This window comes from Microtetraspora sp. AC03309, from assembly GCF_020826795.1.
Classification (GTDB): domain Bacteria; phylum Actinomycetota; class Actinomycetes; order Streptosporangiales; family Streptosporangiaceae; genus Microtetraspora; species Microtetraspora glauca.
Genome location: NZ_JADDIL010000003.1, coordinates 44,791 through 62,710, shown reverse-complemented (window position 1 = coordinate 62,710; position 17,920 = coordinate 44,791). Strand labels below are relative to the sequence as shown.

At 67.8% G+C, this 17,920-nt stretch carries 23 protein-coding genes; 11 read left to right on the top strand and 12 right to left on the bottom strand.

The genetic code is table 11. From position 1 onward, the window contains the following. Positions 1-6 precede the first annotated feature (6 nt). From IMZ11_RS02185 to IMZ11_RS02165, 5 genes are all read right to left on the bottom strand, one after another. Positions 7-444: a hypothetical protein gene (locus tag IMZ11_RS02185; protein ID WP_228637207.1), complete on the bottom strand. Its 438-nt coding sequence runs from the start codon at positions 442-444 to the stop codon at positions 7-9. Between the two features lie 82 nt (positions 445-526). Continuing rightward, the gene (locus IMZ11_RS02180; protein WP_228637206.1) at positions 527-2,239 is read right to left on the bottom strand and encodes a hypothetical protein; all 1,713 of its coding nucleotides are present in this window, start codon (positions 2,237-2,239) and stop codon (positions 527-529) included. A 105-nt stretch (positions 2,240-2,344) separates the two neighbouring features. Then, complete coding sequence (locus IMZ11_RS02175) at positions 2,345-2,569, bottom strand: hypothetical protein (protein ID WP_228637205.1); 225 nt, start codon at positions 2,567-2,569, stop codon at positions 2,345-2,347. A gap of 121 nt (positions 2,570-2,690) precedes the next feature. Next, positions 2,691-3,233 carry a hypothetical protein gene (locus IMZ11_RS02170; RefSeq protein WP_228637204.1) on the bottom strand — a complete coding sequence of 181 codons (543 nt, stop codon included), beginning with the start codon at positions 3,231-3,233 and terminating at the stop codon, positions 2,691-2,693. After that, positions 3,223-3,429 carry a hypothetical protein gene (locus tag IMZ11_RS02165; RefSeq protein ID WP_228637203.1) on the bottom strand — a complete coding sequence of 69 codons (207 nt, stop codon included), beginning with the start codon at positions 3,427-3,429 and terminating at the stop codon, positions 3,223-3,225. The genes IMZ11_RS02170 and IMZ11_RS02165 overlap by 11 nt, the downstream gene beginning before the upstream one ends. Positions 3,430-3,645: 216 nt before the next feature. Here IMZ11_RS02165 and IMZ11_RS02160 point away from each other — a divergent pair, with 216 nt between their 5' ends. Further along, a complete protein-coding gene (locus tag IMZ11_RS02160) occupies positions 3,646-4,008 on the top strand; it encodes a hypothetical protein (protein ID WP_228637202.1) in 363 nt (120 codons plus the stop codon). 26 nt (positions 4,009-4,034) lie between these two features. Here IMZ11_RS02160 and IMZ11_RS02155 read toward each other — a convergent pair whose 3' ends face one another. The 3 genes from IMZ11_RS02155 to IMZ11_RS02145 all read right to left on the bottom strand — a co-directional run bounded on the left by IMZ11_RS02155 (position 4,035) and on the right by IMZ11_RS02145 (position 6,008). Further along, the gene (locus tag IMZ11_RS02155; RefSeq protein ID WP_228637201.1) at positions 4,035-4,694 is read right to left on the bottom strand and encodes a DUF4352 domain-containing protein; all 660 of its coding nucleotides are present in this window, start codon (positions 4,692-4,694) and stop codon (positions 4,035-4,037) included. Positions 4,695-4,960: 266 nt separating this feature from the next. Beyond that, positions 4,961-5,563, bottom strand: coding sequence for a hypothetical protein (locus IMZ11_RS02150; protein WP_228637200.1), 603 nt, complete (start codon positions 5,561-5,563; stop codon positions 4,961-4,963). 58 nt (positions 5,564-5,621) lie between these two features. Continuing rightward, entirely contained in the window at positions 5,622-6,008 is a 387-nt protein-coding gene (locus tag IMZ11_RS02145; RefSeq protein WP_228637199.1) for an ATP-binding protein, read from the bottom strand. A 104-nt stretch (positions 6,009-6,112) separates the two neighbouring features. Here IMZ11_RS02145 and IMZ11_RS02140 point away from each other — a divergent pair, with 104 nt between their 5' ends. The 5 genes from IMZ11_RS02140 to IMZ11_RS02120 all read left to right on the top strand — a co-directional run bounded on the left by IMZ11_RS02140 (position 6,113) and on the right by IMZ11_RS02120 (position 9,686). After that, positions 6,113-6,859, top strand: coding sequence for a GntR family transcriptional regulator (locus tag IMZ11_RS02140; RefSeq protein WP_228637198.1), 747 nt, complete (start codon positions 6,113-6,115; stop codon positions 6,857-6,859). Between the two features lie 268 nt (positions 6,860-7,127). Next, positions 7,128-7,385 (top strand): winged helix-turn-helix domain-containing protein, encoded by a 258-nt coding sequence (locus IMZ11_RS02135; protein WP_228637197.1) that lies wholly within the window; start codon positions 7,128-7,130, stop codon positions 7,383-7,385. A gap of 171 nt (positions 7,386-7,556) precedes the next feature. Continuing rightward, entirely contained in the window at positions 7,557-8,396 is an 840-nt protein-coding gene (locus tag IMZ11_RS02130; RefSeq protein WP_228637196.1) for a helix-turn-helix transcriptional regulator, read from the top strand. Between the two features lie 15 nt (positions 8,397-8,411). Beyond that, complete coding sequence (locus IMZ11_RS02125; RefSeq protein ID WP_228637195.1) at positions 8,412-8,615, top strand: DUF397 domain-containing protein; 204 nt, start codon at positions 8,412-8,414, stop codon at positions 8,613-8,615. Between the two features lie 414 nt (positions 8,616-9,029). Then, complete coding sequence (locus tag IMZ11_RS02120) at positions 9,030-9,686, top strand: hypothetical protein (protein ID WP_228637194.1); 657 nt, start codon at positions 9,030-9,032, stop codon at positions 9,684-9,686. A gap of 214 nt (positions 9,687-9,900) precedes the next feature. Here IMZ11_RS02120 and IMZ11_RS02115 read toward each other — a convergent pair whose 3' ends face one another. Further along, complete coding sequence (locus tag IMZ11_RS02115) at positions 9,901-10,161, bottom strand: hypothetical protein (protein ID WP_228637193.1); 261 nt, start codon at positions 10,159-10,161, stop codon at positions 9,901-9,903. A gap of 564 nt (positions 10,162-10,725) precedes the next feature. Continuing rightward, positions 10,726-11,271, bottom strand: a complete 546-nt coding sequence (locus IMZ11_RS02110; RefSeq protein WP_228637192.1) for a hypothetical protein — start codon at positions 11,269-11,271, stop codon at positions 10,726-10,728. Positions 11,272-11,385: 114 nt separating this feature from the next. Between IMZ11_RS02110 and IMZ11_RS02105 the strand changes: the two genes are divergently transcribed. The 3 genes from IMZ11_RS02105 to IMZ11_RS02095 all read left to right on the top strand — a co-directional run bounded on the left by IMZ11_RS02105 (position 11,386) and on the right by IMZ11_RS02095 (position 14,025). Beyond that, positions 11,386-12,435: an NAD-dependent epimerase/dehydratase family protein gene (locus tag IMZ11_RS02105; protein WP_228637191.1), complete on the top strand. Its 1,050-nt coding sequence runs from the start codon at positions 11,386-11,388 to the stop codon at positions 12,433-12,435. A 44-nt stretch (positions 12,436-12,479) separates the two neighbouring features. Then, positions 12,480-12,842, top strand: a complete 363-nt coding sequence (locus tag IMZ11_RS02100; RefSeq protein ID WP_228637190.1) for an MmcQ/YjbR family DNA-binding protein — start codon at positions 12,480-12,482, stop codon at positions 12,840-12,842. A 310-nt stretch (positions 12,843-13,152) separates the two neighbouring features. After that, positions 13,153-14,025 (top strand): aldo/keto reductase, encoded by an 873-nt coding sequence (locus tag IMZ11_RS02095; protein ID WP_228637189.1) that lies wholly within the window; start codon positions 13,153-13,155, stop codon positions 14,023-14,025. Positions 14,026-14,209: 184 nt separating this feature from the next. Here IMZ11_RS02095 and IMZ11_RS02090 read toward each other — a convergent pair whose 3' ends face one another. Next, positions 14,210-14,890, bottom strand: a complete 681-nt coding sequence (locus IMZ11_RS02090) for a thioredoxin domain-containing protein (protein ID WP_228637188.1) — start codon at positions 14,888-14,890, stop codon at positions 14,210-14,212. Between the two features lie 211 nt (positions 14,891-15,101). Here IMZ11_RS02090 and IMZ11_RS02085 point away from each other — a divergent pair, with 211 nt between their 5' ends. Both IMZ11_RS02085 and IMZ11_RS02080 read left to right on the top strand, forming a co-directional pair. Beyond that, positions 15,102-16,562, top strand: coding sequence for an MFS transporter (locus IMZ11_RS02085; RefSeq protein WP_228637187.1), 1,461 nt, complete (start codon positions 15,102-15,104; stop codon positions 16,560-16,562). A 385-nt stretch (positions 16,563-16,947) separates the two neighbouring features. After that, complete coding sequence (locus IMZ11_RS02080) at positions 16,948-17,319, top strand: hypothetical protein (protein WP_228637186.1); 372 nt, start codon at positions 16,948-16,950, stop codon at positions 17,317-17,319. A gap of 16 nt (positions 17,320-17,335) precedes the next feature. On the opposite strand, the gene IMZ11_RS02075 is transcribed toward IMZ11_RS02080, so the two are convergent. Further along, positions 17,336-17,890: a GNAT family N-acetyltransferase gene (locus tag IMZ11_RS02075; protein WP_228637185.1), complete on the bottom strand. Its 555-nt coding sequence runs from the start codon at positions 17,888-17,890 to the stop codon at positions 17,336-17,338. Positions 17,891-17,920: the final 30 nt, after the last annotated feature.

Genomic DNA, 17,920 nt, shown 5'->3' with positions numbered 1-17,920 from the left:
CATTGGTCATACCTCCAATGAGTTCGGGGGAGGGGTCTCGCCTCTGGGAATTGGCGAGGGCGATACGTCGTGCGCGGGCTTCTCGCACAACGCGATGTCTATGCGTTCGACGGGCATGACCCGCGGCGCTACTGCTGAGGCGGCCCGGCGCAGCCCATACCAGGTGGCGAAGGCCGCCCCGGCGAGCACCGCGGCGACGAGCAGGACGCCGACGAGTGCCAGTAGGGCTGTGCAGGCTCCGACGAGGCAGGCGGCCCCTGCGATGGCCTTTCCGAGTCGGCCGACGATGGGCCACGGGCGGCGGTGCATCCGCTCCTGCGCCCACCACGCCCGCGGCGGGATCCCGTCGTAGCGGGACCGCTGGACGCCAGCTGCGAGCGCGAGGAGGCCGACGACCAGTAGGAGCCATTCGAGCGGTGTGAGTCCGATTAATGCGTTGCCCATGGCGGGTCTCCGGGTGGTTGCCGGATTACAGGGATTGGCCTACTGGCCGCCAGGCCGAAAGGCGAAGGCGGCCAGCGGGCGACTATGCGTACGGTCCGGGCTCGTCGGCCGGCAGCCCGAGACTTTCAAGAAGCTCCCTCGCGGCCGACGCCTCGCGATCATCAGAGGTCGCGTCGCCGGGGTACGGTCCGGGCTCGTCCGTGGGCAACCCGAGGGCGTCGAGGAGCCGCGTCTTGGCCGCGTCCTCAGCCGACGCCTCGGGCTCACCCAGGTCCGCCTCCGGGGTGAGGGACTTGTTCGGCACGAGGACCGTGCCGTCGTCGAGGAACTGGTAGCCCTGGCCGGTCATCCGCTCCTGTACGGCCTTGACACGGTTGCCGCCCCAGCCGTCACTGAACCCGAACTTCTTCCCGACCTCGTTCCAGGTGGGCCGCTGGCCGACGCCGTTCCTGCCGCGGCACCTTGTGCGGATCCACTCTTCGGCGCGGCGATTGTCCTGCTCGTTGGGCCTGCCGCGCTCGTCGCGCTCCTCATCGTCGTACTCACGCGACTGCTCACTCTCGGAGGCGCTACCTGTGTCCGTGATGATGAGGATGTCACCGTCCTTCAGCGGCCACGTCTCCGGGTCGCCTACGCTTACGGACTCGCTCACGGGAAGTGTGGGCAGGAGTGTGGTCGCCGGGTCTGCTACGGTGCGCGGCGGCGTGTGTGCGTGCCCGTTCACGGGCTTCCCGTTGCTGCTCACAAGCGCTGGCACGCGGCCGCTCACTGCGTGAAAGGCAGGAGTGCGTGGAGGCGTGATGGGGAATGGGAGCAGCTTGGGCGGCCTCCAGCCTTTGTAGGCGGCGATCGCCTCCTGAGCCTCCTGCGGCATCTCCGCGGGCTCCTCCGCGGGTCCACCGAGGGCGGGATGGTCGAGCCGCGACCACGGGGCGGTCGCCTGCGCCAGGATCTCGGACAGGCTGTCTGCGCCGCCGAGGGTGGTGACCAGGTCGAGCAGGACGGTCTGCTTGGTCGTGTCCTGGGCGAGGTTGGTGTGCTCCACAGCCAGGTCGAGAGCGCGGTCTCGGCGGGCGATAGCCCGTCGCAGCTTGCGGTCGGATGCTCCCGCCTCGCTGAGCTGGTGCACCTTCTTGGCGGCGAGGGCGATGCGGGTGATGCGGCGGTGAGCGTCGACTTCGCCCGCGGTACGGTCTGTCGCCTCGGCCAGGCCGATCCGCACGAGGACACGCTCGGGGGTGAGCCGCCAGTGGATCCGAGACCGGCCGGTGATGCGGCGCCGCTCGATCGCCATCCCGCGCTCCCACAGCCACGCCGCGACCAGCGGGGCCGCGAGGCGGAACAGCGCCTCAGGCAGCGACCGAGCCTCCAGAGCAGCCAGGAGCGCCGACGCGGACGTGAGCACCCACACGGCGATTCCGTCAACGCCGGCGGAGAAGCTCTCTCGCATGCTGCGCTTGGCACGTACTGCGGAGGTGACGACGGCGATCTCAAGGAACGCGAACATCAGCGCCCGCAGGTACCAGGGGACATCGCCGATGATCCGCTCAAGGAACTGCCACATGCCCTGGCCGGCGACGATCGTCGCGATGAGGGCGGCGGCGCGGGTGAGCATGTCAGCGCCCTTGTTGGCGTTCTGAGGCTCGTCCTCGGGCTGGTTGATGCGTCGGCGGGTGATCAGTCGCCAGGCGAGCAGGCCGCAGCCGGCAATCGCGATGATTAGAGCGGCGAGTCCGGCCCAGATGTAGGGCGGAATCTCGGGTAAAAGATCAGCCGGACTACCGCTGATCAGCACAGAAGAACTATCGTGCTCCACGGGCTCAGACCTTCTCTGTAACGGGTAGGGGTCTGTGTCAAGTCGTCCTCGGGTCGCGTTGGCGCGCGGCCCGGGGGCGCACTGCTATTCGGTTGTGTCGGCCTCGCGGCCCTTGTTGATCCGCTTCGTGACCGCCTGGTGGGTGACTCCCGCCAATGCTGCGATCTCTTCTCGCGTCCAGCCGCGGCGGCCGGCCTCGTCGATGAGCAGCGCTCGCTCGGCTCGCGCGGCCTCGCCGTCTCTTACTCGCTGGGCCGCGGCCTTGAGCCGCTCTGCGAGCATCGCGTCGCTCACCTCCTCATCAGCCACAGGTCATGTGTAGCACGACCGAAAGCGGCTTGCAACCAGGTTGCAGAAATGGGCATGGCTTTCTCCCGTAGATACAGAAACGCCCCGCTCCTCAGCGCGAGGATGCGGGGCGCCGCTTGCATTAGTGCCAGCTGCGATGCAGCTTGAACAGCCCCTCACGTAGAGCGAGGACCTTGTCCCAGTCGTTGCGTAGATGGTCAGCCTGCAGATCCTCCAGGCAGAAGCGGACCACGCTCTCCAGCGAGACCCGCCCCGTTGGGGTGTGGTGCTTCCTGCTCAGCACCGCGTCGTCCGCGAGCTGGGTGTGGCCGGCATGGATGTGCGGATCGCGCATTTTGCTGGTGGGGTGCCAATGCCAGGACATGACCGCCTCCCCGCTGGCGGACTGGACCTCATAGACATACCCGCGGGTTGTGACCCGCCATGGCCCGTAGCCATCCCGATCGTCCGGGATGATCTCGTACTTCATCCGGACCCACAGCAGTAGTTGCTGCCCCTTGAGTTTGATTGGCTTGTCGTCGTTGACCACAAGCGCATGGACGCGGTCTGACGTGTTCTGGCCACCCGGCGACACCGTCACCTTGGCGTGGGCGACACAGGACAGTGCGTCATGGAGGGGCTCCTGGAAGGCGCGGAAAGCTTCCGCTTTCGTCCTACCGGGCAAAGGGAATCAGCATGGCGACCCCGGCAACGGCTGGGTCGTCAGTGTCGTCGTAGAGGCCGCCGTCGTAGCGGGAGAGGAACTCCTCGCCTGAGATGCCGAGCGCGTCCTTGCTTGCCTTGTCGAACAGGCTGCGGCCTTCTTCTGGCGTGGCCTCGATCACATCGCAGGGGTTAGTGTTCGACGCGGTGCCCGACATGGCGTCGCTCCTCGCTTCTGTCGTCATATCGCTCCTGCTTGAAAGTAGCCGAATTTCTGTCTGTTATGCGTCACGGCAGGGCTACATCATCAACAAGGCTTGTGATCGAATCCAGCGGCTCGCAAAGATCGACCCTTATTGGGCGCCCAGATTGCGAGCGGGCTGTCGACTTAAAGACCCGATGCAGTACATCGCCACACAGATACCGTTAGGTGCATGATTCGCGAAGCTCAGATCACGCACGGTCGCGACGGCTACGCCCTGCGGGTGGCCGAGGTGCCGATGTGGGCCATAGCTGCTGAGCGGGCATCTGAGACGGTATGCGGGTGGACTGGGAGCTTCCTGTGCGGGACCAAGGAGTGGCCGTACAAGGTCGGGATTGGCCAACGCGATGAGTACGGCTCGCCGCGCTGGAACCTCGGGTCGGCGCTGTTCGCGTTCGGTCAGTGGTCGCACACGATCGCTGGCCGGCGAGAGAGGGACTGCGCTTGGCTGCCAGTCACTACCGAGTGGGTTGCTGAGCACTTCCCAGGCAGCCGGATCGAGTGGCTCGAAAACGGCGAGAGCCCCGAGGTGTAGCACCTCGGGGCCAGGAACGCAGGGCTCTAGCTCAGCGCCACCTTCACGCCGCCCGAGAACACGGAGTCGTGCAGCTCGATCGCCGCGAGCTGGAAGTCCGTCGGCACGTCGAAGAGCACGAACCCCGTGACCGCGTTGCCAGGGTTGATGTTCTTCAGGAACCCGTTCGAGTCCTTCAGCCAGATCGCGGCACCCGAATCGGCGTCGAACTGCCGGCCCTTGCTGTCGAGGAGCTTCTGCGCCGAGTCGGTGAACATCTGAGCTTCGTCGCCGATGTTCTTCACCGTCAGATGGACGAGGACGTACTGGCCCTGAGCCTTCGAGGCGGTCAACCCTTCGCCGACGTGGTCGAGGCCCTTCTCGACCTTGGTGACCTTGAACGAGAACTTGCCGTCCCTCACGGTGTCGCCGATGCCGGCGGTCTTCTCGCGTTTGGCCTGCTCGCGCTTCGGGGTGCTGCTCTGGTCGACTGCGGTCGTGGTGGTGTCGTCTCCTCCGCTGGCGATGGCGGCGATGCAGCCGCCGAACAGGAGGAGGGACGCCGCGACGGCGGCAGCCCAGATGAGGCAGCCGCGGCCCTTCTTCTGGGCCCGGTGCGGCGGATAGGGGCCTTGCTGCGGGTGCGGCTGGCCGATGGGGTGGCTGTGAGGGCCAGGCTGGTTGGGTGGCCCGTACGGGTGCGACATGGGGGATCACTTTCGGTGTCGGGGGTGGTGTCCGGTCCCCGAGGCGTGCGCTCTCACGCCTCGGGGACCGGCAGTCATGGGGGTGGCGGCCCCGCTGCGCGGGCCTCGCCCCCCAGCGAGGCAGCAGGGCCGCCAGTGCCCGACCCCGAGAATTCCGAGGCCCGGGGTGGGCGGTTTGATGGGCGGCCCCTCCGCCTGCGGAAGGCGTGTAAGGAGAGGGGCCACCCGCCCTGCCCGATCGCGGCCATGCGACCAGGCAGGGAGCTCTATAGGTCCTCGCGCCGGAGATCGGAGAGGGTGACGACGAGCTGCTGCGCGAGCGCCCCATTGAGGCGGCGGAACTCGTCCAAGTCGATCAGCACGTTGCGTTCGACGAGAACCGCGCCGCCGGTGCCGAAGGCAAACTCGTGCGCCAGCACGGCAAATGGCGCGCTGCCACCCGCCGTGTAGACCGCGGCGGATGTGCGCAGGCGCGGACAGCTCGCGATGGCCTCCGGGATGCACGCACAGCAGGTCGGTGGCGCGTTGGTGTACCCGTCACCCATGGAGGTGCCGTCGGTGTCGGTCAGGACCCACCAGATCCGCTCACGCTCGTCGACGGCGGTCTGGCCGCACACCTGGCACAGGCTGTGCTCCATACACCGCCATTGGCGCAGCGTGTTGACCAACCGCCACTCGGGGCGCCCTCTCTGGCTGAGGCCCTGGCGGGCGCGCAGCACCCCGTACACCCAATCGCTGTCGTGTGGGTCGGTGTAGGTCAGCCGCAGCCCGCCAGCTTCGACGTGGTAGCGGAAGGCGAGGTTCTGCGGCACGGCCTCGTCTGACCACGCCGTGATGTACGGCACGCGGAGAGTCGTCGACGCGGTCACGCCATCACCTCGTCTTCGGCGAGCTGCTGGTTGAGTAGTCCGGCGGAAGGCGCGGCGCTCATCGAGGCCCCTCCGTGTCGACGACCAGCTCGGCCCAAACGGTCATCCACTGGTCGTCGACGCCCTTATGCCCCCACTCGGCGGCCAATTCGTTGACGAGCAGCAGGCCGCGGCCACCCTCGTCCCCGTAGGCCGACGTGCCAGCACGAGGGGCGGTATGGGAGCCGTGGTCAGTGACCTCGATCCGCACCACGTCGCTCTTGCGCATGACCTCGACGGTGATATCGGGGCCCCGGGAGTAGCGGACCGCGTTGGTGACGAGCTCGGAGGCAACAAGCTCGGCATCGAACGCCAGCGGGTGACCGGCGAGGAATTGCCGAACGCCGATGCGCGCGGCCGGGACCATGGCGTCTGTGGCCGGTAAGGGCATGGCCCATACGTCCACACGCACCTCCGAGTGAGACAATGTGGAGTACCGCATAGTGAATGCGGTACTCCACATTAAGTCTGGAGTACCGCAATGTCTACGCGTCAGCAAAGATGGGGCCCATGCCTGAGGACGTCACCAAGACCCGTCGCCTCGTCGAAGACCTGCGGCAGCAGATCATCGACGGGACCCTCGCGCCTGGAGTCCTCCTGCCGACCCGCGCCGAACTGGCAGCCCACTACCAGGTCAGCGAGACAACCGCGCGTAACGCGCTCAAACAGCTGATCAACGAGGGCCTGGTGGTCTCCCGCACGGGCTCAGGCCACCGGGTGCGAGAACGGCCGCCGATGGTGCGGCTCGCTCGGGACCGCTACCACCGCAACAAGCCCCCGTTCGCCACCGAGATGCGCACGCAGGGCCGAGCGCCACAGGTCGAATGGGACTCGCAGCGCGTGCCGGCGCCGCCCGCGATCGCCGAGCGGCTGCGGATCGACGTGGGCGAGCAGGTCATGCGGACCGCGTACGTCATGAGGGCGGACGGAGAGGTTGAGCAGCTGTCCACCTCGTACGAGCCGCTGTCGATCACGCTGGGCAAGGGCATCGAGCTGCCGGAGGCCGGTCAGTTCCGCGGGCTCGGGGTGATCGCACGGATGGGCGCGATCGGTATCCACGTGTCCGAGGTGGTGGAGTCGCCGTACGCGCGCCCGCCGCTGGCGTGGGAAGCGGAGCGGCTCGGGCTGGCGCCGGGCGTGTGGGTGATGGAGATTGAGCGCACGCATTGGGCGGGGGATCGGCCGGTAGAGACGGCGGATATCGTGCTGGCCGCAGATCGGTATCGCCCTGTCTATCGGATCGCCCTCACGGACTGACCGCAGGCGAAGGGCCGCCCTCGCCTCGATGGGCGTTGTCTGCCGTTGCGGAGTAGTTAGCTGCGTCAGTCGATGGAGTGGCACGGCGGGAGCTTTCTCCCGGGATTTTCCCCTCTCCCAGGGCGGCCCCCGCCGTGCCGTTTCATGCCTTCGGGGCGCGGTCCGAGGCAAGTCTTGACATGTCGGTACACCTTGTCCTGCCTGGGCATGCCTGGGCAGGCCTATCCCCGCCAGGCGGGGCCAAGGTGTGACCATCTACGTTCGGTCCATGATCATGTTCGACGAGGACCGGACGGTGTGGGAGCAGGTTTATGAGCTCCTGCGCGCTCGGATCGAGGGCGACGTCTACAAGGAGCGGCGCCCGATCCCGAGCAGTGTCCATCTCGTCGAGGAGTTGGGGGTCGCGCAGAACACGATCCGTAAAGCCGTCTTGCGTCTTAAGGCGGAAGGGTTCGTCCGGCCCATCAACGGCAAGGGCACTTACGTTCGCCCACGTGAGGAATGGTCGCCGCCTGGCGATGAGTGACGCCATCGGCTGACCTCCCCGTCCCCGTTGACTGGATCGCCCTCGCGGGCTGCACACGTCATACTCTTAGCCGCAGCACGCATGCGCAAGAGGCAATTCCATATCAGCAATTTCATATAGGCAGATATGGCCCGGTTTGTGGTGGAATATCCACGACGCGCGAGGACGACCATGCATTTCAGCCCCGCCGAGCGACGGCAAGAACTGGCGATTACCCTCAAGAGCTACCGCGAGAACGCCGGACTCGACTCCACCAAGGTGTCGCGGCATCTCGGATGGGATCCGTCGAAGATCTCCCGCATCGAAGGCGGCCGATTCAAGCGGATCAACCTCCGTGATGTCCTCGACATGCTTGCCATGTACGGGATCACCGATGAGACCGACCTGCAGAACCTCGTACAGATCGTCCGGGAATCCCGCACGCGCGGCTGGTGGGAGGAGTACGCAGACCTCCTCTCCGACCTGCCCAACTTGGAAGCCGGCGCCGTAACCATCCAGACCTACGAGCTGCTTTGTGTCCCAGGACTGCTGCAGACACGGGAGTATGCCGCAGCCATGTTTCGCGGCCTTGGCATCACAGATGAGGGCGCGATTGCCCGGCGGGTCACGGCGAGGATGACGCGTCAGGAGGTCCTCGCGCGGCAGGACCCGCCCGAACTGCATGCCGTGATCGATGAGGCTGCTTTGCTCAAGAGCGTCGGCGGCCCGGATGTCATGCGTGAGCAGATCTATCGACTGATCGAGCTGGCAGCGCTGCCCAATGTCACGGTCCAAGTGATTCCGAATAGCATTGGCGCGCATGCTGCTATGACAATGCCGTTCACGGTCATGTCCTTCTCTGGCGAGCGGGCCTTGCGGATCGTGTACGTGGAGATGGCAGTCACGCCTGTCATCTCCTACAGGAGCGAGGACGTGGAGAGTTGCAGCACCATCTACGACCAGCTAGTGGCGAGCGCTCTGTCGCCGGAGGACACTGTGGCGGCCATGCATTCGATAGCGGCCCGTTCATAGTCCGGGGGAGGATTTATGCAGCGCGAAGAGCCGGCGTGGAGAACGTCGTCATATAGCGCGGAGGACAACTGTGTCGCAGTGGCGGATCTCCCCGAGGGGTGCGTCGGGGTCCGTGACAGCAAGAACCAGGATGGTCCTGTCCTCGTCTTCACGCCCGAAGAGTGGGATGCCTTCATCGCGGGCGCCAAGGCCGGCGAGTTCGACCGCGCAAGGCAGTAGAAGCAGAGAGCGAGCCCCTGGCAGTGCATCAGAGACCCGCTCTTTTGCTGTCCGATTTTGGGAGCGAAATGGGAGTGACCTTGGGAGCGCGAGAGTCCCTCAGAATGCCTCAGAATCCCCGCCATGTTGGCACTGGCCTGCGAAAACACTCAATCAGCCAAGGTCGCATAAGCCGCCTTTCCTCGTTCGCATCGAAGGGGTCTGGGGTTCAAATCCCCATAGCTCCACCAATGTCAGAGGCCGGTTCCGCCCAGCGGGACCGGCCTCTTTGATCTTCCGGGTGACTGACTGAGTGACTACGGCGCCGGCTTCCCGGTCTGGGCGACCCGCTAGACCTAGTCGTCGGCCACCTCGATGTCCGCTGCCCTCGATCCCCTCTTCGGAACACCCGCCGTTGGCGATATGGTCCCTGCCGTGTCTCAATCAGCCGAAGCCGGACCGCCCCGATCGCCGGTGACGGCGGACGACCTCGACCAAGCCGTCCAGCTCGCCATCGGGATCCTCCGGGAGGCGCCTTCGCAGGCGTGGGACGGCAAGGCCGGTTCGCTGGAGTGGGACTGCTGGGAGACCGTCGAGCACCTCAGCGACGACCTCTTCTCCTACGCCGCCCAACTGGGCCCCAGGACGCCGCCGTTGGACGGCGTCGTGCCCTTCGCGTGGGCGAGCAGAAGGCCCGGAGGCCCCCCGAACGCCATCCACGCGGACCGTACGGTGGGCCCGGCCGGGCTGTTGCAGGTGCTGGAGGCGAGTGGCGCGCTGCTGGTCGCCATGGTCCGTACGACGCCGTCTCAGGTCCGGGCACACCACGTCTTCGGGGCCTCGGACCCGGAAGGCTTCGCCGCGATGGGGATCGTGGAGACCCTGGTGCACACCCACGATCTGGCCGAGGGCCTCGGGCTTGCCTGGACACCACCCACCGATCTGTGCTCGCGGGTGCTCGCCCGCCTGTTTTCGAACACCCCAGAGGGCACGGACCCGTGGCTCACCCTGCTGTGGGCCACCGGACGCGCTGAACTTCCCGGGCATCCGCGCCTCACGACATGGCGCTGGTACGGCGCACCCCGGTCATAGATCTCCGGCAGAGGTACTCGCTGCCCGTGTGGCCAGGTGCGGCCCCGTGACGACGGGCCGCCCCGGGGGCCTCATGCGGCTGCGCGTGGGACACGCACCCGCCGCGCCGACGAGCATCGGCCGGAGCTGCTCGCGATACGCCGCCTTCGCGACCTGTCGGCCTGGGGTTCGTACGGGAGGCGGGCGGGAAGCCCGCATGTTCAGGGGACCCGGTTCAGGGTCGCCCCTTCCGGTAGCTCTCGTACAGCGCGGCGAGGTTGTCGGTGTAGAGCTCGGTGTGACCGCAGGCCGCGCAGATCCAGGCGCGGACGACCCCCGATGACGAGCCCTGCTTCCAGATGAAGCCGTGGTTCGGCGGTTCCGGCTCCGTGATGTGGACGCGCAGCGGGAGCGCGCCGTTCTGACCGCGGTCATGCACGTCGACATCGGCCATGACGTGGGAGGAGCCGCATTTCGGGCAGGAGCCGTTCTTCATAGATCCGCCTCTCCTGGGTCGGGGTCCATCAGGGCTCACCGGCTGTCCCGGGTGTTCGCGGTGTTCGCGTACGGCGCCGGCGTCGAAGGTGGTGTCGTGATCGATGCGGTGACGCCATGCCTGGTGGCGGGGGCTGCCGTGCTCCTCGATGACGTCCCGCCATTCGGCGGGCGCCGGTGGCAGGCCGTCCGGGCGCCATTAAGGGGAAGCCGCCGGTGAGAACCGGCTCGGCGACGAAGTCCGCGACATGCCGGCAGCCGTGTCCCGGGCACGCCACCAGTCGCGCTGCTGGGAAAGGGGTGCTTCACGGACGGCCTTCCGCGCTGGGTCGCTCGTTTCGCCGTGGCGAGCGGAGAACGCCTGCCTTCGCGCGTCAGGAGCCGAGGGGATGATTGGCGGCAGCGGAAGGATACCGGAGCGACGCCTGCCGGTACGGCGATCGGAGACAGTCGCGTTCCCGCACGCGTCTTCCGGTACGTGGGGGACGAACGCAGACCTCCCGACGTCTCCATGGCTCGCGCCCGCCGTGTGGGGAGCCCTGTGTACGGCGCCCCGGCTCCATGGTCAGACCGGGGGTGACGGTTGCCGGAGGAGGCGGTTCATGGTGGCCACGAGGACCATGCCGTACACCACGTGCCCGGCGGCCGTCACGGCGGCGCGGCAGGAGTCGTCACGGGTCTCCGGCGGGAGGATGCCGATGCACGGCACCCAGCCGTTGTGGCTCGCGATCCAGGCCGCGAGGGCGTAGCCGACGCCCAGCGGCAGCCGGGCTCGCCGCCCTCGGGAAAGGGTGGAGAACACGACACCGGATGCCACGCCGATCCCGAAGTGGGCGAGCGCCTCACCACGCCGGGTCCGACGGCCTCCGTGCCGGGAGGCGTGGGGAGCCCCGGGAGCCATGCCGGACGTGAGGGGAGTGCGGGAAGTCCGGGGAGGCAGGCCGGGCGTGAGGGGAGTGCGGGAGGCCCGGAGAGGCAGGCCGCCGGGCGTGACATGTCTGGACGGCTGGTCGCGCATCAGCCCGGCCTGGTCTCCGGCCAGCGACACCGCGGCCAGCGCCACGGTGGCGAGGGCGCCGCTTGCGGCGCCGTGCACCAGCTTGGTCAACATGATCGTCCTTCTTCCCCGAGAGATCCCCTCATGCCCGTCCAGGGCTCGGGCGAAACGGGCGAACCCGCAGGCAGGACGTGTTTCGACGGCCGCCATCTGGGCAGCCAACGGCACATGCGAGTAGTCGTGGTCGGAGCGACCGGAAACGTCGGGACGAGCGTGGTCTCCGCGCTGGAATCGGATCCCGACATCACCACGATCCTGGGCGTGGCGAGGCGGTTCCCCGGATGGAGGCCCGGCAAGACGGAGTGGCGGGCGGCCGACGTCATCACGGCGGACCTGGCCCGAATCTTCACCGGGGCCGACGCCGTCATCCATCTGGCGTGGTTGTTCCAGCCGACGCACGACCCGGTGACCACCTGGCGCGCCAACGTGATGGGCAGCCAGCGGGTGTTCCGCGCGGCGGCGAAGGCGGGCGTGTCCACGCTGGTGTACGCCTCGTCGGTGGGCGCGTACTCTCCGGGGCCGAAGGAACAGGGCGTCGACGAGACGTGGCCGACCCACGGCTGGCCGAACGCCGCGTACGGGCGCGAGAAGGCCTATGTCGAGCGACTGCTGGACATCTTCGAGCGGGATCACCCTGACATCCGCGTGGTGCGGATGCGGCCGGGCTTCATCTTCAAGCGCGAGGCCGCGACCGAGCAGCGACGCATCTTCGCAGGTCCCTTCCTGCCGGGACGGCTGGTGCGCCCCGGCATGATTCCCTTCGTGCCGGACATCCCGGGGCTGCGGCTGCAGGCGCTGCACGCCGAGGACGCCGCGGAGGCCTACCGGCTCGCGGTGACCCGTCCCGTCATCGGCGCGTTCAACATCGCCGCCGACCCGGTCATCACCCCGGACGTGCTGGCGGAGATCCTCGGCACCCGGACGGTGAGCATGCCGACCATGCTGGCGAGGGCGGCGGTGGCGGCCGGCTGGCATCTGCGTCTGGTGCCCGCGTCCCCCGGGCTGCTGGAGATGGCCTTGAAGATCCCCCGGATGGACATCTCCCGGGCCCACGACGAGCTCGGCTGGCATCCCCTCCGTACCGGACGGCAGGCGCTGGAGGAGTTCTTCGAGGGCCTGCGCGCCGGCGAGGGGATGGACACGCCCCCGCTGGCGATGGAGACCGGAGTGAAGGGTCGCATCAAGGAGTTCGCCACGGGAGTCGGGCAGCGCGCCTGACCGAGCGGCGGAGGAATGTCGGTCCTGCCTGATAGACCTGCGACATGGACAATCTCCATGACCAGGCGGTCGGCGTCGAGGAGTTCCTGCGACTCGTGCGGGCGCTTCCGGAGGCTCAGGTCGGTGCCCCCGCCAACTATGTCGGGATCAAGGTGCGGGGAAAAGGGTTCGCCTACCTTCAGGAGGACACCGGCATCGCCCTGGTGAAGGTGACCATGGAGGAGCGGGAGGCGCTCGTCGGGCAGGATCCGGAGACCTTCGCGCGTTCCTACACCTCCGGCCGTTTCGGCTGGGTGCAGATCCGGCTGGACATGGTGCCGCCGGACGAGCTGGCCGAGTTGGTGACCGAGGCATGGTGCCTCACGGCTCCCCGCCGGTTGGTCGAGGAGTATGAGGCGGCCGGGTGACCACTCAAGGATCTCGGTCGCAATGAGGTGATCTGTTCGGGCTACCCGTCGTCTCCCGGGTGCGCTCTCCGGCCTGCCGACTCCCGGGCGTGCTCCATAACCCTCCGCTCTGTCTTCTGGACGTGCTCACGGCCCTCTGTCTCCCGGGTGCGCTCTACGGCCTGCCGACTCCTGGACGTCCTGGAGTCGCATGTGCGACGGTCGCTGGGATTCCACCTTTTCCGGGGCTCCATCTTGCTCGTTCTCGGGTACGCGGAGACTGGTGGGGGATGTCCCATGACCTCGTCTCATGACTTTTCAGGGGTGGCACATGGCAAGGCAGGCGGAGCGCCTTCCGGCACAGCGGAGCGGCACCTTTCTTCTCGGCGGAGATCTGCCGGTCGTCCGGCTCGGTTACGGCGCGATGCAGCTCACCGGGCCGGGCGTCTGGGGCGAGCCGCGTGACCGGGGGGAGGCGCGCGCGGTGTTGCGCCGGGCCGTGGAGCTCGGGGTGAACTTCATCGACACCGCCGACTCCTACGGTCCCTATGTCAGCGAGGAGATCATCGCCGAGGCGCTGCATCCGTACGGCGACTCTCTGGTGATCGCGACCAAGGCGGGTCTGGTCCGCACCGGCCCGGGCGAGTGGCATCCGGTCGGTCGCCCGGAATACCTCCGCCAGGAGGTCGAGATGTCGCTCCGCCGGTTGCGGCTCGACCGGATCGACCTGCTCCAACTGCACCGGATCGACCCGCAGGTGCCGCTGCCCGACCAGATCGGCGTGCTGGCCGATCTGAAGAACGAGGGAAAGATCCGGCACATCGGGGTGTCCGAGGTCTCCGTGGAGGAGATCGAGCAGGTAAGGAAGATCGCGGAGATCGTCTCCGTGCAGAACCTGTACAACCTGGCGAACCGCCAGTCCGAGGCGGTGCTGGACTACGCGGAGCGGGAGGGGCTGGGCTTCATCCCCTGGTTCCCGATCGCGACCGGTGAGCTGGCCAAGCCCGGCGGCCCGCTGGCGGGTGCGGCGAAGGACCATGGCGTCAGTCCGGCCCAGCTCGCGCTGGCATGGTTGCTGCGCCGCTCTCCTGTGATGCTCCCGATCCCCGGCACGTCACGGGTCGCGCACTTGGAGGAGAACGTCGCCGCGGCGGAGGTCGACCTCACCGACGACGAGTACGACGTCCTCGCCAAGGCCGTCTGACGTCTCCTCGCCGAGGCCGAGGCCGTACGGCTGGGTAGGGACGTCGGGCGCCGGAGCGACTGCGCGGCCGCGCCTCACGGGCGAGATCGCCGGTGTGGATCATTGAAACGGGCCATGTCGCCGTGAGACTCCGGGTGGATCCGGCGGCGCCTCCTAGGCGGGACGTCTGATGATCACCGGAGAATCAGACCTGCTGTACGGGCGTGGCCCATGAGGTGCTCCAGTCGAGGTCGCGTCCGTCCAGCCGGATGGTCGGCGTGCCCTGGACACCGCGGGCGAAGGCGAGCTTCGACAGCGCGTCGGCGCGGTCGGCGGTCTCCTGGGAGTTCAGGCACGTGGTGAACTCGGACTCGGCGATGCCGATCCCCTTCGCGTACCCCACGAGTTCCTCGACGGCAAATCCGCCCGCCAGCGTCTCTTCGGGCTGGTGGGAGTACAGCGCGTCGTGGAAGTCCAGCCACTTGCGCGGGTCGGTGACGCACAGGGACGCCATGAGCGCACGACGCGAGTTGTCCCGCGTCACGCGGGTGTTCTCGCCGAAGACCGTGAACGGGTGGATGATCACCGCGACCTTGCCCTGCACCGCCCATTCCCGGACGACGCCGCCGTTGAGCCGCTCGAAGTCCCGGCAGTACGGGCACTGGTAGTCCTCGTACACCTCCAGGACGGGGGCGGTGACTCCGGGGCGCGCCATCAAGATGGTCCCGTCGGGACGGAATGAGACGAGGTCGGACGGAGAGGCGGCGGCGCGCTCCTGCTGCCCGTTCGGCGCGAGCGCGACGATGCCCAGCATGACGATGACGACGGCCGCGACGGCCAGCTTGACCGCACGCGTGCGGATCGCGTGGAAGCGGGAGGTATCCAAGATCAGCCTGCCCCTAAGAACGGCGCACGGTTCCGCGTTGATCGTATCCGGGCGTTCCTCCTACGCAGGCCACCGGGCTCCCGGGCGACGTGCGGCATCGCCGATCATGCCCCCTTGAGTGAGGGCCGCCGGAATGTTGCCGGAAGCGACTGTGCATGATGCGTATGTCGGGGTGTGGGCCGGTCCGCCGGACATGCGAGCGGGGGGCCTTTTGAGCGCGACGTCACTCACCGGTCACGAAAAGGGGTCCGCGACCGGCTCGTCGCGCACCAGAGGCGTGATCGCCGTCCTGTGCATCGCCGGCATCCTGGTCGCCTTGATGCAGACTCTGGTGCTTCCGCTGGTGTCCGAGCTGCCCGTCCTGCTGCACACCTCCGCATCGAACGCGTCCTGGGTGTTCACCTCGACGCTGCTCGCCGGCGCGGTCGCCACCCCCGTCATCACCAGGCTCGCCGACATGTACGGCAAGCGGCGGATGCTGCTGCTCAGCCTGACGCTGCTGATCGTGGGTTCCCTGGTGTGCGCGCTGAGTGAATCGCTCGTACCGATGGTGATCGGGCGGGCTCTGCAGGGATTCGGCATCGGGGTGATCCCGCTCGGCATCAGCATCATGCGCGACGAACTGCCGCCCGAGAGGCTGGGCGCGGCGATGGCGCTGATGAGTTCCTCGATGGGCATCGGCGGGGCTCTGGGCCTGCCGGCCGCGGCGGCGGTGGCGCAGTACGTCCACTGGCACGTGCTCTTCTGGGCGTCCGGCGGGCTGGCCCTGGTGGTGCTGGCGTTGGTGATCGTCCTGGTGCCGGAGTCGCCGGTGCGCAGCGGAGGCAGATTCGACCTCGTCGGCGCGTTCGGTCTCTGCACGGGGCTGATCTGCCTGCTGCTGGGTGTCTCCAAGGGGGGCGACTGGGGCTGGACGAGCGGGGTCACCCTCGGACTTCTCGGCGCGGCCGTGCTGGTGCTGCTCGTCTGGGGCTGGTACGAGCTGCGCGCCCGGGAGCCCCTCGTGGACCTGCGGACCACCGCCCGCCGTCAGGTCCTGATGACCAACCTCGCCTCCGTCGTGGTCGGATTCGCCATGTACGCGCAGGCGCTGGTCATCCCGCAGCTCCTGCAGCTGCCCACGGCGACCGGGTACGGCCTGGGCCAGTCCATGCTGGCGGCCGGGCTGTGCCTGCTCCCCGGCGGACTCGTGATGGTGCTGGTCTCGTCGCTGTCCGCGCGCATCTCGGCGGCTCGCGGGCCCAGGGCGTCGCTGGTCACCGGCTGCCTGGTGATCGTCTGCGGATACGCGATGGGGCTCGGGATGACCCGCGAGGTATGGCAGATCATGGTGATCTCCGCGGTCATCTCCGCCGGGATCGCCTTCACGTACGCCGCCATGCCCGCGCTGATCATGTCCGTGGTGCCGACCTCGGAGACGGCGGCGGCGAACGGGCTCAACAGCCTGATGCGGTCCATCGGCACCTCCACCGCGAGTGCCGTCATCGGTGTGGTGCTCAGCCACATGATCGTTCACCTGGGGCCGAGTTCGCTGCCCTCCATGGCCGGGTTCCGTACCAGCTTCGTGATCGGCGGCGGCGCGGCGCTGCTGGCCGCGCTGCTGGCCCTGGCGATCCCGCGCCGCCGGACCGGCGTGGCCCCGGTGCTCGCCGGTGGAAACGCGACCGGCTGAGCCGGAGGCCGCGTCGCATGCCATACGCGTACCGCGACACGCATGTGCCCGATCCAGTCGATCTGCTCGTGGGGCGGGAAGGCGGGATGGAGCGGCTGGACACGAAGATCTTCCTGGTGCGCCCACCGGACTCGCCGGGCCCACGGTCCCCCCGCCGGCGCGTGTGTCATCCCATCCAGAGTGAGAAGGATGTCCCGATCCGGGAAATCGTGAGATCGTGAATTTCATGTGATCGCCGGACGTGCCGAAAGAAGGGGATCCCATGTCGACAGCTCCGCCGGAGGCTCGGCACGACGTACGGCCGCACACGGCGTCGGGACCGAAACGCCGATTGGGACGCGTCATCGCGAGCCTGTCGGTTCTTCCTCTGCTCTACGTTCTCGCGATGGCGCCTGTGTGGATCCACGACCACCAGATGGCCGGAGTCGCCGACCGATTCCTGGACCATCCCCCTCCGCCGGAGACGTCTATCAGCAGCACCGACTACCACGGTTCGGTAGGGGCGTACGACATGAAGGACATGTGCACTTTCCGGCTGCGCTTCGACCTGAGCACCACACTGTCTCTGGATGAGATCGCCGGCTACTACAGGGCGGCCGGGATCCGGCCGAGCGAGGGCGGGAACGACTCCCTTGAGTTCATGGTGTGGGAGTCCCCTCACCTGACGGGATACCGGTACGGCGTTGATGATCGGCCGGTCATCGTTGAGATCCAGGACCGCGATCACGGCTCCTTCTGGGACCTCCGCTGCATGTGAGCCGACTGGACCGGTGTTACGAGGTGACGGGATCCGGGGTGGGGATGCTCCTCATGGCGGGTGCGTCCCAGGTGTACTCGACGACGGAGACCTCGAATCCCGCGGAGAACGGTTCCACGAACTCCCGGGTCACCCGACCTCCCATGCGCCGGTAGAAGGATCGTGCCGGGGTGTTGTCCCGGAGCACCTCCAGATAGACGGCCCGGCCGGGGTGGTGCGCGGCCGCCCACTCGAAGCCGTGGTGCATGAGGTGGCGTCCGATGCCCGAACGCTTCAGGGCCGGGCTGACGTGGAGGTTGTCCAGCAGGACGCGCCCGTCGTCCTGGAGAAGGAGATAGACGAATCCGCTGAGCGCGTCGCCGTCCTCGGCGATCAGGAGGCGCCAGGTGGTGTCGCCGCCGGGGTGCGGATCGGCTCCCAGCCGGGCACGCCACAGGCGTGATCGCTCGTCGAGCAGCGGCCCGTTGAGGTAGCTGTCCGGCATGAGCCCGGCATAGGCCGTCCGCCAGCTCGCGGTGTGTAGCGCCGCGACCGCTTCGATGTCGTTCGCGGTGCCTTGTCGGATTTTCACGGAACGGAGAATATCCACCTGCCTGATCCG